Source organism: Dyella koreensis (assembly GCF_044904565.1).
Taxonomy (GTDB): domain Bacteria; phylum Pseudomonadota; class Gammaproteobacteria; order Xanthomonadales; family Rhodanobacteraceae; genus Dyella_D; species Dyella_D koreensis.
Window position 1 is genome coordinate 86,104 of record NZ_JADIKD010000008.1, and the last position, 13,829, is coordinate 99,932.

General features: G+C 63.3%; 11 protein-coding genes. 7 read left to right on the forward strand and 4 right to left on the reverse strand.

Translation table 11 applies throughout. The features are described from left to right. The first annotated feature begins 1 nt into the window (after position 1). Complete coding sequence (locus ISS97_RS06150) at positions 2–1,687, forward strand: BatD family protein (RefSeq protein WP_379987226.1); 1,686 nt, start codon at positions 2–4, stop codon at positions 1,685–1,687. On the opposite strand, the gene ISS97_RS06155 is transcribed toward ISS97_RS06150, so the two are convergent. Then, the gene (locus ISS97_RS06155) at positions 1,674–2,195 is read right to left on the reverse strand and encodes an O-acetyl-ADP-ribose deacetylase (protein WP_379987134.1); all 522 of its coding nucleotides are present in this window, start codon (positions 2,193–2,195) and stop codon (positions 1,674–1,676) included. The genes ISS97_RS06150 and ISS97_RS06155 overlap by 14 nt on opposite strands. A 65-nt stretch (positions 2,196–2,260) precedes the next feature. Here ISS97_RS06155 and ISS97_RS06160 point away from each other — a divergent pair, with 65 nt between their 5' ends. The 3 genes from ISS97_RS06160 (at position 2,261) to ISS97_RS06170 (ending at position 7,162) form a co-directional block, all read left to right on the forward strand. Then, positions 2,261–2,719, forward strand: coding sequence for a MarR family winged helix-turn-helix transcriptional regulator (locus ISS97_RS06160; RefSeq protein ID WP_379987133.1), 459 nt, complete (start codon positions 2,261–2,263; stop codon positions 2,717–2,719). A gap of 206 nt (positions 2,720–2,925) precedes the next feature. After that, positions 2,926–4,053, forward strand: coding sequence for an efflux RND transporter periplasmic adaptor subunit (locus tag ISS97_RS06165; protein ID WP_379987132.1), 1,128 nt, complete (start codon positions 2,926–2,928; stop codon positions 4,051–4,053). Positions 4,054–4,057: 4 nt separating this feature from the next. Beyond that, the gene (locus ISS97_RS06170) at positions 4,058–7,162 is read left to right on the forward strand and encodes an efflux RND transporter permease subunit (protein WP_379987131.1); all 3,105 of its coding nucleotides are present in this window, start codon (positions 4,058–4,060) and stop codon (positions 7,160–7,162) included. 455 nt (positions 7,163–7,617) lie between these two features. Here the strand turns inward: ISS97_RS06170 and ISS97_RS06175 are convergent, their stop codons facing one another. The 3 genes from ISS97_RS06175 to ISS97_RS06185 form a co-directional block, all read right to left on the reverse strand. Then, positions 7,618–9,060: a M20/M25/M40 family metallo-hydrolase gene (locus tag ISS97_RS06175; RefSeq protein ID WP_379987130.1), complete on the reverse strand. Its 1,443-nt coding sequence runs from the start codon at positions 9,058–9,060 to the stop codon at positions 7,618–7,620. 160 nt (positions 9,061–9,220) lie between these two features. Next, positions 9,221–9,628 (reverse strand): large-conductance mechanosensitive channel protein MscL, encoded by a 408-nt coding sequence (gene mscL / locus ISS97_RS06180; RefSeq protein ID WP_379987129.1) that lies wholly within the window; start codon positions 9,626–9,628, stop codon positions 9,221–9,223. Positions 9,629–9,712: 84 nt separating this feature from the next. Next, positions 9,713–10,399: a fumarylacetoacetate hydrolase family protein gene (locus tag ISS97_RS06185; RefSeq protein WP_379987128.1), complete on the reverse strand. Its 687-nt coding sequence runs from the start codon at positions 10,397–10,399 to the stop codon at positions 9,713–9,715. Between the two features lie 251 nt (positions 10,400–10,650). Between ISS97_RS06185 and ISS97_RS06190 the strand changes: the two genes are divergently transcribed. The 3 genes from ISS97_RS06190 to ISS97_RS06200 all read left to right on the forward strand — a co-directional run bounded on the left by ISS97_RS06190 (position 10,651) and on the right by ISS97_RS06200 (position 13,818). Then, a complete protein-coding gene (locus ISS97_RS06190; RefSeq protein WP_379987127.1) occupies positions 10,651–11,895 on the forward strand; it encodes an efflux RND transporter periplasmic adaptor subunit in 1,245 nt (414 codons plus the stop codon). Between the two features lie 65 nt (positions 11,896–11,960). Beyond that, positions 11,961–12,647, forward strand: a complete 687-nt coding sequence (locus ISS97_RS06195) for an ABC transporter ATP-binding protein (protein WP_379987225.1) — start codon at positions 11,961–11,963, stop codon at positions 12,645–12,647. Positions 12,648–12,657: 10 nt separating this feature from the next. Beyond that, positions 12,658–13,818, forward strand: a complete 1,161-nt coding sequence (locus tag ISS97_RS06200) for an ABC transporter permease (protein WP_379987126.1) — start codon at positions 12,658–12,660, stop codon at positions 13,816–13,818. The last annotated feature ends 11 nt before the right edge of the window (positions 13,819–13,829 follow it).

The following is a 13,829-nucleotide window of genomic DNA, read 5'->3' on the forward strand; positions in this document are numbered from 1 at the left end:
CGTGCTTGCTCACCGCGTAGCCCGTTACCTGCTGCTTCTACTGTGCTGCCTGCCATGCTGGGTCGCGGCTGCCGAAGTGCAGGCGACGCTGGATCGCAACAAGGTCGAACTCGGTGAAACCGTAACCTTGAATCTACGCGTCGCTGGCGGCGGTGCCTTTAGTGCGCCGGATCTCAGCGCGCTGTCCAACGACTTCGCCGTGCTCGGCACGTCGAACAACACCAGTCTGAGCATCATCAATGGCAGGCGTAGTGCGGAACTCACCTTTGGCATTGCGTTGCGCCCGAAGCACATCGGCCACCTGACCATTCCCTCACTGGACTTCGCTGGCGGTACGACAGCGCCCTTGCCACTGGAAGTCGTGGCACCGGATGACCAGGCCGCCGCGGCCGGAAACAAGGATGTATTCGTCGATGCTTCGGTCGATCCGCAGCGCGCTTATGTCGGCGAGCAGATGACGTATGTGGTGCGTCTCTACTTTGCCACCAGCCTCAGCAATGGCGGCATGGACGAGCCGCAGGCGAACGGCGTGGAACTGAGCAAGCTGGGCGACGACCTGAATTACCAGGCTGAGCGCGGTGGTCGCCGTTTCAACGTGATCGAGCGGCGCTATGCGCTGATTCCGCAGCATGCTGGCCATATCGAGATCGCGCCCGTGTCATTCCAGGGCGAGCTGATCGACATGGCCGACCCCAACAGCTTCTTCGGAAGCACACGGCCGGTATCCGCCGTCTCGCCCGCGGTATCGATCGACGTGCGTCCCGTGCCTGACAATGCGGGCAAAACCACCTGGCTGCCGGCGCGCGAGCTCCAGCTCAGCTTGGATGGTGGCCCGGCGCAGAAGGACGTGCGCGTGGGTCAGTCGATCAGCCTCACCATGAATCTGCAGGCTACTGGCCTGCCTTATGAAGCCTTGCCGGCGCTCAGCATGCCGGCGCTCGACAGCGCCACGGTATATCCGGACAAGCCAGTAACCGGCACTCACGTCAGTGGTCCCTGGTTGATCGGGCGACGCCAGCAATCGTTCGCTGTCGTACCCAACCGGCCTGGCGAGCTGATCATTCCCGAGACCACCTTGACCTGGTGGAACGTGCTGACCGACAAGCCTGAAGTCGCGCGCATTCCGGCCCGTCACTACACCGTCTTGCCCGCGGTGGGTGCGGCCTCGGCGCAGGCGAACACAGCAGCGGCAAAGCCCGCCGACGAACCGGCAGCTGTCGCACCTGCTGCGCAGCACGGAACGCCATGGCGATGGATAGCTTTGGGCAGCGTCGGACTCTGGCTGCTCAGTGTGCTTGGGTGGCTTGCCTGGCGCCGTCGCAAACCCGCCTCGAAGGTGGCGGTGAAAACCGCCGTCGTACCGACGACGGCGCGCGAACTGCGTGCGGCTTTCCTGCTTGCGGCGCGTAGCGATGATGCAGCCGCCCAGGCGCATACCCTGCTGGCATGGGCGCGTGCGGAACAACCGGGGTTGGCGAATCTTGGCGCGCTGGCGGCAGTGCTATCGCCGGCATCGCAGCGCGAAGCGATCGATGCGCTGCAACGCAGGTGTTATGCCGGCGATGCGGAGCCTGCGCTGGGCGAGCGTCTGGCTACCGCCTTCCGCGATGGCTTCCAATGGCGTGAGTCCGCTGGTGATCGGACATCGTCCGTACTGCCGCCGCTTTATCCGTTCAAGCTGGATTGAATGCCTGCCGCCAGATGGCGGCCATGCGCATATCGAAACAGCACAGCTGCACTTGTAGATCGACGTGCTCCAGCAGGGTTTCGCGTAGCGCGGCCAGCGCCACCGCTGCGGCACGTTCGGGCGGATAGCCGTAAATACCGCAACTGATCGCCGGGAAGGCCACACTGCGCAAACCATGCATTGCAGCGAGCTGCAGGCTTTGCCGATAGCAACTCGCCAGCAAGGCGGGCTCGCCGCGATCGCCGCCGTGCCACACCGGCCCTACCGTATGGATAATGTATCGCGCCGGCAGTGCAAAGCCCCCGGTGATCCGTGCCTCGCCTACGGGGCAGCGTATGCCGGGACTGCTCTCCGGCAGCTGGCGGCAGGCCTCCAGCAACGCCAGGCCGGCTGCGCGATGGATAGCGCCATCGACCCCGCCACCGCCCAGCAGGGTCGGATTGGCCGCATTCACAACGGCGTCCACGTCCAGTCGGGTAATGTCGGCGGTGATGATCTCGATAGGCATGGCGTGGTGTCGTGGTTTCTTGCGCCGTATGCTTGCCGATGGGGCGCTAGAGGGTTCAACACGTCATGACCAAGACAGAAGACATCTCGTTCGGCTATCTGCTCAACGACGTGACCTTGCTGTTCCGCAAGCATTTCGACCGGCGGGCCGTGAAGTTCGGCCTGACCCGCGCGCAATGGCGCGCGACCAAGGTGTTGTACCACCGCGAAGGGCTGCGCCAAACCGAGCTGGCCGAATTTCTGGAAATGGAGCCGATTGCGGTGGGGCGGGTGATCGACCGCCTGCAGTCCGCCGGCTTCGTCGAGCGCCGGCCTGACCCGCGCGACCGACGCGCCTGGCGTCTCTATGTCACCGAGCAGGCCCGCGACGTGATCGCCGACATGGAGCTGATCGGGCGGGGGCTGCGCAAGGATGCCACCAAGGGCATCGAGCTGGCCGAGATGCAGCAGGCCATGGATGTGCTGAACCGCATTAAAGAGAATCTGCAGGCGCTCGATCAGCCTGCCGACGACGAAGCCATCTGAGCCGGAATGGGGATGGTCTGGTTCTGACCAGTGCCATCAGTCCCTGCCATGGCCATGAATTCTCCCGGCATAGTACGGTCATTTGTCCTGCGCGGAGATGCGCGGACGGGTCCCTAAGCGCTTGGTGAAGGAACGCGGGCATCCTTGCACCTCCCCGTGCGTGCCATGTAGGCGTTGCCGGTCGAACAGCCTGAAAACGAGTTCCCATGTCCTGGAAGAAATTGCTTCTGATCGTGCTGGTGTTGGCGCTGCTTGCGGTGGCGATGCTGGTATTCCGCAACGGCCACGATGCGGCATCGATGCCGAAGGCCGCGTCGTCGGCCAGTGCCGAAGTACCAGTGCAGGTCGCCAACGCGACCCGCGGCGATGTGGATCTCAGTCTGAAACTGGTGGGGCGTGCGGAGGCCTGGTCCACCGTCACTCTGCGCTCGCGTGTGTCGGGTCAGCTCGAGTCGCTGGGGTTTACTCCCGGCGCACAGGTAAAGAAGGGCTCTCTCCTGGTGCAGATCGATACGCGCCTGCTCAAGGCTCAGCTGGATCAGGCACGCGGCTCCGTGGCGCGCGACCAGGCGCAATTGCTCAAGGCGCAGGCGGACCAGCAACGCTATAGCGACATGCTGGCCAAAGGCTTCGTCTCCAAGGCCGACTACGACACTTATCAGGCCAACCTCGGTGTAGCGAAAGCGGTTCTGCAAAGCGATATCGCTGCGCAGGAGCTGGCCCAGACCCAGCTGGAATATGCACGCATCGTGGCACCGTTCGACGGCGTCACCGGTTCGCCGCTGGTATGGCCCGGCGCGCAGGTCACCGCCGACAGCACCGATCTGCTGGTACTCAACCAGATCCATCCGATCCGCGTGGCCTTCAATATTCCAGAGGACAGCCTCGCCGCCGTGCGCGCCGCGCAGGCGCGCGGCGATGTGCCGGTAACCGCCGCCATTCCTGGCGACAAGGGCACGCCGCTGAGCGGCGCGCTGGAGTTCATCGACAACGCCGTGGATGCCACCACCGGCACCATCGTGCTGAAGGGCCGCTTCGACAACGCCGATGCGCGCCTCACACCGGGCCAGTTCGTGCAGGTGACCCTGCCCACCGCGCGTATCGCCAACGCGATCAGCGTGCCGGTGGAAGCCCTGCAAAGCTCATCCAAGGGCAGTTTTGTGTTTGTGCTGGGCCACGACGGCAAGGTGCAGCAACGCTATATCACGCCGGGCCCGACGGCGGCTGGGCGCGCGGTGATCGATAAGGGACTGGAAGCAGGCGAGCAGGTGGTGACCGAAGGCCAGATGCTGCTGATCGACGGCAGTCGTGCCCGGGTGAAGTCGGGCGGTTGATGTCATGAACCTGCCCGAGCTCTGTATCCGCCGACCGGTGATGACCACGCTGCTGATGGCAGCACTGCTGGTGTTCGGTATCGCCGCTTACCCGCGCTTGCCGGTGAATGAGCTGCCGAACGTTGATTTTCCCACTATCAATATCAGTGCCAGTCTTCCCGGCGCTTCGCCGGAGACGATGGCCTCGGCGGTGGCTACGCCGCTGGAGGCACAGCTATCGACCATCGCCGGCATCAGCTCGATGAGTTCGACCAGTGCGCTGGGTTCCACCAACATCACGCTCACCTTCGAGCTGGAGCGCAACATCGACGGTGCCGCGCAGGACGTGCAGTCCGCCATCTCCGCCGCGCTGCGCCAATTGCCGAAAGAGATGACCACGCCGCCGACCTTCCGCAAGGTGAACCCGGCGGACGCACCGATTCTGTTCCTCACCATGACTTCATCCACTTTGCCGTTGTCGCAAGTGGACGAGTACGCAGAGACCGAACTCGCACAGCGCTTGTCGATGGTGGACGGCGTGGCGCAGGTGAACGTATACGGCTCGCAGAAGTACGCGGTGCGTGTGAGTGTGAATCCGGAGCGACTGGTTGGCAGCGGCGTGGGCATCGACGAAGTGCAGAGCGCCATCGCCAATGCCAACGTCAATCAGGCCACCGGTTCGCTATACGGCAGCCGCCAGCAATTGCCGATCCGCAGCGAAGGCCAGTTGATGCGTGCGGACGCGTACAACGATGTCGTGGTGGCCTATCGCAATGGCGCGCCGGTGCGTATCGCCGACCTCGGCCGTGCTTTCGACAGCGTGCAGAACGATCAGGCGGCCAGCTGGTACAACGGCGAGCGTGCGATCGTGCTCGCGATCCAGCGCCAGCCCGGCGCCAATACCGTGGAAACCGTCAATCGCATCAAGGCGCTGCTGCCTGGGTTCACGGCGGGCCTCCCGCCCTCGGTCAAGCTCAACACCCTGTACGACCGCTCGCTATCCATTCGCGCCTCGGTGGACGACGTGCAGTTCACCCTGCTGTTGGCTGGCGTGCTGGTGGTGCTGGTGATCTACCTCTTCCTGGGCAATCTGTCGGCCACGCTCATTCCCGCGGTGGCCCTGCCGATCTCGGTGATCGGCACCTTCGGCGTGATGTTTGCGCTGGGTTACAGCCTAGACAATCTCTCATTGCTCGCGCTGACCCTCGCGGTGGGTTTCGTCGTGGACGATGCCATCGTGATGCTGGAAAACATCGTGCGGCACATGGAGGCAGGTCTGCCGCCGTATGAGGCGGCGTTGAAGGGCGCCAGCGAAATCGGCTTCACCATTTTCTCCATGACCTTGTCGCTGATCGCCGTGTTCATCCCGGTGATGTTCATGGGCGGCATCGTGGGGCGCCTGTTCCACGAATTCGCGGTGACCATCAGTGTCTCCATCCTGATCTCCGGCATCGTGGCGATCACGCTCACGCCGATGCTGTGCAGCCGTTTCATCAAGGCTCACGATCACGAGAAGAAGAACTGGCTGATCGCTGGTTTCGATCGTGGCTTCGGCGCCGTGCAGCAGGGCTATGCCAGCAGTCTGCGCTGGTGCATGGATCGCCCGCGCGTGGTGCTGGTGGGTTTTGCCCTGAGCCTCGCGGCGACGGTGCTGCTGTTCTACATCGCGCCGAAGGATTTCATTCCCGCGGGTGATACCGGCCAGCTGCGTGTCACAACGGAAGGTCCGCAGGACGTTTCCTTCGACAGCATGGTGGCGCGCCAGCAGAAGCTGGCGGAGATTGTCACAGACGATCCGAATATCGCCGCCTATATGTCCAGTGTGGGCGCCGGTGGTCCGCGCAGCACGGTCAACAACGGCTCGCTGCTCCTGCTGTTGAAGCCGGCCAGTGAACGCAAGCTCGATCCGGACGGCATCATCCAGGAGCTGCGCAAGAAGTTCGCGCAGGTGCCGGGCATCCGCACTTACATCCAGAACCCGCCATCGATCCAGATCGGCGGCCGTCAATCGAAGGCGCAGTATCAATACACGCTGCAGTCGATCGATCTCTCGCTGCTGTACGACTGGAGTGGTCGGGTCACGCAGGCCTTCCAGCAGATTCCGGGCTTCCAGGACGTTACTAACGATCTGGATCTCAACAGCCCGGCGATCATGGTGGAGGTCAATCGCGAAAAGCTGGCGCCGCTGGGGCTCACCATGGCGCAGGTGCAGTCCGCGCTGGGCTCGGCATTCGGACAGAACCAGATTTCCACCATCTACGGTGCGGCGACCCAGTACTGGGTGATCCTGCAGGTGTCGCGCTCGCTGCAGAGCGATCCCAACGTGCTCTCGCAGCTCTACGTCACCTCCGGCAACGGCAAGCTGATTCCGCTGGATACGGTGGCGACCTTCAAGCGCAAGCCGCAGGTGTTGACGGTGAACCATCAGGGCCAGCTGCCCGCGGTCACGGTGTCGTTCAACCTGGCGCCTGGCGTGAGCCTGAGCGAAGCGGTGACGCGCATCGACGCGGCCATGAGCAAGATGGGTCTGCCGGCGACCATCACCGGCAGCGTGCAGGGCACGGCGCAGGCGTTCCAGGATTCCATGCAGGGCATGGGTCTGCTGTTGTTGTTGGCGGTGTTCGTGATCTACCTGGTGTTGGGCATCCTGTACGAAAGCTTCATCCATCCGCTCACGATTCTTTCGGGTCTGCCCGCGGCGGCAGTGGGTGCGTTGCTGACATTGGTGTTGTTCAACGCCTCGCTGGACCTGTTCGCCTTCGTCGGCATCGTGATGCTGATCGGTATCGTGAAGAAGAACGCGATCATGATGATCGACTTCGCGCTGGAGCGTCAGCGGGATGAAGGGATGGCTCCTGCGATCGCGATCTATGAGGCGTGTCGTGTGCGTTTTCGGCCGATCATGATGACGACGATGGCGGCGTTCGCGGGGACGTTGCCGATTGCGCTGGGGATGGGTGCGGGGGCGGAGACGCGGCGGCCGTTGGGGTTGGCGGTGGTGGGTGGTTTGGCGGTGTCGCAGGTGTTGACGTTGTATTTGACGCCGGTGATTTATTTGTATTTGGATCGGGTGCAGCGGCGGTTTTCTAAGGGTGGGAAGGGGGCTTCTGTGGAGGCTCACGCGAGCTGACGCTTTAGCTCCTTCCTCTCTGCGAGAGAGGGTTCGGCTCTTGCGACGCCCTTCCTACTTCGTCACCCCTGCGCAGGCAGGGGTCCAGTAGTGGTGCGCTCGATTGTCGCGTCAGCGTGCCCTGGCCGCTTATGCAGCGGGCATTTCGGACGCCTGCCGGCGCCCGAGTTACTTTCTCTTTGCTGGCCCAAAGAGAAAGTAACCAAAGAGAAATGGCCTGAAGAGCAGGCGGCACGCTTTGTAGCTGCGCCTATTCCAGTGCCAGACCTCGGGATGGTTTTCTCCGAGGCGCCTTCACTGCTCCAGCGGGGACCTGAAGCTCGAGAGCTTCTTGCTTCTGCCCCCTCCCCTGCTCGCAGGGGAGGGTTGAGGGGTGAGTGCTTGAGAAAGCGCTTCAATCACGCGCAATAAAAAAGGCGGCCATGGGCCGCCTTTTTTTGGTGCGGTGAAACCGCTCAGTCGCTCGCGCCATCCTTCGCAAACGCACCCGGTGCCGAACCGAAATCGCCATCGGCCTGTGCGGCCATATACGAGAAGGCTGCGTAGACGGCTACGTTCTGGGCCAGTTCTTTCGGGTCGATTTTGTCGAGGGTGTCGTTGGCGGTGTGGTGGTAGTCGAAGTAGTCGGTGCCGTCCTGGGTGAGGGTGAGGGCGGCCATGCCTTTGCCGTGCATCTGCGACAGGTCGGAGCCGCCGCCGCCGGGGCGCTTGGCATCGTAGGCGACGCCGACGGGTTCGATCACCTTGGCGATTTGCTCGATCGCACCGACAGCGCTGGGTTTGACGCTGGCGGTCATGCGCCAGATCTTGCGTGCGCCGAAGTCGGATTCGGTGCCGAGCTGGTGCTTGCCGACGTCTGCCGCATGTTTGTCGGCGTAGGCGCGGCCGCCCCACAGACCCATTTCCTCGTTGGCGAAGGCGATGACGCGGATGGTGCGGTCAGGGCGCTGCGGCAGGTCGCGGATCATTTTGCCGGCGGCCATGGCGATGGCGACGCCTGCGCCGTCGTCGATGGCGCCGGTGCCCGGATCCCACGAATCGAGATGGCCGCCGATGGCGACGACCTGATCTGGATGCTTCTTGCCGGTGATCTCGCCGATGACGTTGGCGCCGGTGTAGCTGCCATTGAAGCCAACGTCGAGATCGAGCTTCACCTTGACCGGCTTGCCGTAGGCCAGCACGCGATCGAGCTGGTCAGCATCCGGGTTGGAGAGTGCGGCGGCGGGGATCGCGTCCTTCGGATCGCGGAAGCCGGTGACGCCGGTGTGCGGCGTGCGGCTGTGTGCGTCGGTGCCGGCGGAGCGCAGCAGGAAGCCGGCAGCGCCCATCTTGGCGGCGATCACCGGGCCGCCCACGCGCACGCCGGAACCCATGCCGTAGTCATGGCCGTCCTTGTGGCGCTCCATATGCACCGTGACGTAGACGATCTTGCCCTTCACGCTGGCGGGGTCGGCTTTCTTCAGCGCATCCAGGCTGTCGAACTTCACCACTTCGGCGGTGAGGCCGCCCTTGGGTGTGCCGGCGGAGTAACCCAGTGCGATCAGCGACAGCGATTGCGGGAACGGGGCGACGATTTCCGCGTGCTCGCTACGGCGCTCCCACAGCGGATAGGTCACGGTCTCGGTGTAGACCTTGTCGTAGCCCAGCTCCTTGAACTTGGCCACGGCCCAGTCGCGGGCGCGCTGGTCGTTCGGGCCGCCGGCGATGCGGGCGCCGACTTCGGTGGTGAGCGACTCGACGATCTTGTAACCGGTGTTGTCGTCCATCGCCTTGTCGCGCAGCTGCTCGGCGGTCTTCACCGCGGCCTGCGGAATCACGGTGGCCTTGTCGGCGGCGCTGGCGATGCCAGTGGCGAGAGCGAGACTGGCGGCAAGCAGGGTAAGAGGCAGACGGCGCATCGGGGACTCCTCGGGGGAAACCACGATTATGGCGCCGGACTGTTCAGGCGCTTAGGCCAGAAGTCATGGAGAGGGGATAGGGAACGGGGAATGGGGAACAAAACCTGCCAGCGCGCACCGCTTTTGCCGTTCCCCGTTCCCCGTTCCCCGTTCCCCGCAATTACTGCTTCTTCAGCAGATCGCGGATTTCGGTCAGCAGCACCTCGGTCGGCGGCGGCGCGGCGGGCGCGGCCTCCTGCTTGCGGGTGAGCCTGTTGATGGCCTTGACTACCAGGAAGATGGCAAAGGCGATGATGACGAACTGGATCAGCACGTTGATGAAGGAGCCGTACTGAATCGCCACCTCGGCGATCTTGTGTTTCGGATCGCTGTCGTCCCCGGGCTTGAGCACCCACTTCATGGCGGAGAAATCGACGCCGCCGGTGAGCATGCCGATCGGCGGCATGATGATCTGGTCGACCAGCGACGTGACGATCTTGCCGAACGCACCGCCGATGACCACACCGACCGCCAGGTCGATGACATTCCCGCGCATGGCGAATTCTTTGAACTCTTTAATCATGCTCATGCTGCTCTCCCTTTGTTTGCCCCGTATGGCGGGGCGACTTTAACGCAGTGGTCTCGCATGCGGACAGCAGTCCGAGAGACGGATTCAGCTAACCCGACCGTCCAGTGTGGCGATCCCTTCCAGCTCGGCATGAAAGCGGTCACCGCGTTGCAGTGCGGCCACGCCGGCCGGTGTGCCGGTGAAGATCAGGTCGCCGGCCTTCAGCTCGAACAAGGTCGAGAGGATGGCGATGATCTCCGCCACGCCATGCACCATGTCGCCGAGCCGGGTCTGCTGGCGCACGCTGCCGTTGATGCTCAGGCTAAGCAAGGTGTCTGCGTTCGGCTGGGCTTCCGTCGCCGGGCGCAGGGCCGAGACAGGGGCAGAGTGATCGAAAGCTTTTGCGACGTCCCAGGGATGGCTTTTGGCTTTGGCGATCGCCTGCAGGTCGCGACGGGTCAGGTCCAGGCCTACGCCGTAACCCCAGATCAGCGAAGATGCGCGGTCGACTGGCACATCGCGTCCGCCCGTACCCAGCGCTACCACCATTTCGACTTCATGATGCAGATCGGAGGTGGCTTGCGGGTAGGGTACGTCGGCACCGTCGGTGACGACGGCATCAGCCGGTTTGCAGAAGAACAGCGGTGTGTCCTTGTCCACCGTGGCCCCCATTTCGCGGGCGTGCTCGGCGTAATTGCGGCCGATGCAGAACACGCGGCGCAGCGGAAAGCGTTGGTCGCTGCCGATAATCGGCAGGCTCGGAACGTTGGGGGCGGGGATGACGTATGACATAGAAACAAAGGTTAGCAGCCGGGCGAGCTGAAAGGATGTCGCGGCAGGTATCGCTCTTTGTGCTTTATCGATGTCGATTCCGGGGGTACAAGTTCGACGATAAGGAGACAGCTGCTGCATGAGTGCGCGTCCTGCCTCTCGTGTGACACCTGTCATCGCCAACGGTTGATGCGGTGCTCTGGCTGCCATGCGGCCCGTCCATCATCGTGTCGGCCATCGTGCAACTGGCTGGAGCCAGGTGGGGAGCAGGTGTGAAGAACGCGGATCTTTTGAAGGAACTACGCATTGAACGCCACCAGCGCGAGGACCACGCGCAGGGACCGGGCCGTTGGCCCTGGATCGTGGCGGCGGTGCTGGTAGTGCTGGCCGTACTTGGCGGTGGCGCCTGGCTATGGCTCGGCAGCGCCAGCGCGGTCGAAGTGCAGACGGCCACAGCGATCGCCCCCAGCGCGAATACCGGCGCTGGCGCGGTGCTGCAGGCCACCGGCTATGTCACGGCGCGTCGCCAGGCCACGGTCTCAGCGCAGATTACCGGTACGCTGACCGAGGTGCTGATCGAGGAAGGCGACCACGTAGAGAAAGGCCAGATACTGGCCCGCCTGGATGACAACGCCTATCGCGCCGGGCTGGATTCGGCCAAGGCCAGTGCTTTGGCAGCACATGCACAGATCCTGCAGTTGCAGGCGCAACTGGATCAGGCACAGCACGATGCGGCACGCATGCACACCCTGGTGGCCACCGGCCTGGTGAGTAAGCAGCAGGATGAGCAGGCGCGCACCCTGGTGTCGAGCACGGCGGCGCAGCTCAATTCACAGCGCAAGCTGGCGGCTGCGGCCGATGCGCAGACCACGCAGGCGCAGGTGAATTTCGACTACACCGTGGTGCGCGCTCCGTTCACTGGGGTGATTACGCAGAAGGCCGCGCAGGTCGGCGAGATCATCTCGCCGCTGTCCGCGGGTGGCGGCTTCACCCGCACCGGCGTGGGCACCATCGTCGATATGGATTCGCTGGAAATCGACGTGGATGTCAACGAGGCCTATATCGGTCGCGTGAAAGCCCGCATGCCGGCCGAGGCCGTGCTCGACGCTTACCCCGACTGGAAGATTCCCGCCCACGTTATCGCCATCGTGCCGGCCGCCGATCGCGGCAAGGCCACGGTGAAAGTGCGCGTGGCGCTGGATCAGAAAGACCCGCGCATCGTGCCCGACATGGGTGTGCGCGTGTCCTTCCTGGAGCAGGCCGCCAAGCAAGAGAACGCACAGCTGCCGAAAGGTGTGCTGGTGCCAGCCAATGCCATTGCGCAGCGCGATGGGCACACGGCGATATTTGTAGTGAGCGACGAACGCGCGCATCAACGCGCGGTAGAGCCATCGGCGCAGGCATTCGGCGATCTGCGATTGCTGCCTGCGGCAGTACAGGCGGGCGAAACGGTAGTGGTCTCGCCCCCGGCAGCATTGAAAGACGGCATGCGCGTGAAGCCGGCCGGCAAACCGTAAACGTCAACGCACGGCATTCGCACGATATTGAAGGTCAACGAAGTATCAGGAGAGCAGGCATGGGTATGGGCACGCTGATTGAAGTCCGCGATCTTTCCAAGGTGTACGAGCGCGGCAAGCAGAAAGTGGAAGTACTGCATCACATCAATCTCGACATCGCCGAGGGTGATTTCCTCGCGCTGATGGGGCCGTCGGGCTCGGGCAAGACGACCTTGCTCAACCTGATCGGCGGGCTGGATACGCCCAGCGGCGGCAGCATCAGCGTGGGCGGTCAGCGCATCGACCAGCTCGGCGCAGGTGCGCTCGCCAAATGGCGCGCGTCCAACGTGGGCTTTGTGTTCCAGTTCTACAACCTGATGCCGATGCTGTCGGCGCAGCGCAACGTGGAGCTGCCGCTGCTGCTGACCAAGTTGTCGGCCGCGCAACGTCGCAAGAACGCCAGCATCGCATTGCAGCTGGTGGACCTGGACGAACGTGGCACGCACAAGCCATCCGAACTCTCCGGCGGCCAGCAACAGCGCGTGGCGATCGCGCGCGCCATCGTGTCCGACCCGACCTTGCTGGTGTGCGACGAGCCCACCGGCGATCTGGACCGCCAGTCCGCCGAGGATGTGCTCGGCCTGCTGCGCACACTCAATCGGGAGCACGGCAAGACCATCGTGATGGTCACCCATGACCCGAAGGCGGCGGAGTACGCCAACCACACCCTGCATCTCGACAAGGGCACGCTGGTCGAGCAGGTCACGGCGTGAGGATGCAGCGATGAAATATCTTCATCTCATCTGGGCGGCGCTGTTCCGGCGCAAGACCCGCACCATCCTGACGCTGGTTTCGATCATCGCGGCGTTCCTGCTGTTCGGTTTGCTCGACGCGGTGCGTGTTTCGTTCGCCGAAGCCGGGCAGTCGGCGAATGGCGCCGAACGTTTGCAGACCGGTGCACGCCTGTCCTTTATCCAGCCGCTGCCGCAGGGGCTCGGTGCACAGATAGCGCAGGTCAATGGCGTCAAGGATGTGGCCTACGTCAACTGGTTCGGTGGTGCCTACCAGGATCCGCACAACCAGGTCTTCACTTTCGCGGCGAGTCCGAACTATCTGGACCTTTACCCGGAGGTTGAGGTTGCGCCAGAGCAGCGGCAGGCATTCGACAAGAGCCTCAACGGCATCCTGGCGGGTGAGGTCATTGTCAAGAAGTACGGCTGGAAGGTCGGCGACAAGATTCCGTTGCAGTCGCAGATTTTCCCCAACAAGGACGGTAGCAAGAACTGGAACTTCGAACTGGTCGGCGTCATGAGTTCCAAGAATCAAAGCGCCTTCCAGAGTCAGATGATCCTGATGCACTGGAAGAACTTTGACGAATCCACGCCCTATAACCGGGGCATGGTTGGCTGGTACGTCAGTCGCGTCACCGACATCAATCAGGCCGATCGCGTGGCCAAGAGCATCGATGCGTTGTCTGCCAATTCCGATCACGAGACCAAGACGCAAACCGAACAGGCCGCGACCAGGAACTGGATCAAGCAGATGGCTGATGTCGGCCTGATCGTGACGTCGATCATGGGTGCGGTGTTCTTCACCCTGGTGCTGTTGACCGGCAATACGATGATGCAGGCGGTGCGCGAGCGCACCTCGGAGCTCGGCGTGCTCAAGACGATTGGTTTTTCCAGTCAGAGCGTGCTCGCCATGGTGCTGGCGGAGTCCGTGCTGTTGCTGTTGCTCGGTGGTGTGATCGGGCTGGGGCTGGTGAGTTTGCTTGCGCCGATCCTGACCTCGTCGAGCGGCGGCATGATCACGCACGCCAGCGTCGGCCCCAAGAGCTGGGCACTGGGCATCGGGCTGGCTGTGGCGATCGGATTGATTATTGGCGGCCTTCCCGCATGGCGTGCGATGCGCCTGAATATCGTCGACGCATTGGCCGGGCGCTAAGGAGCGATGCC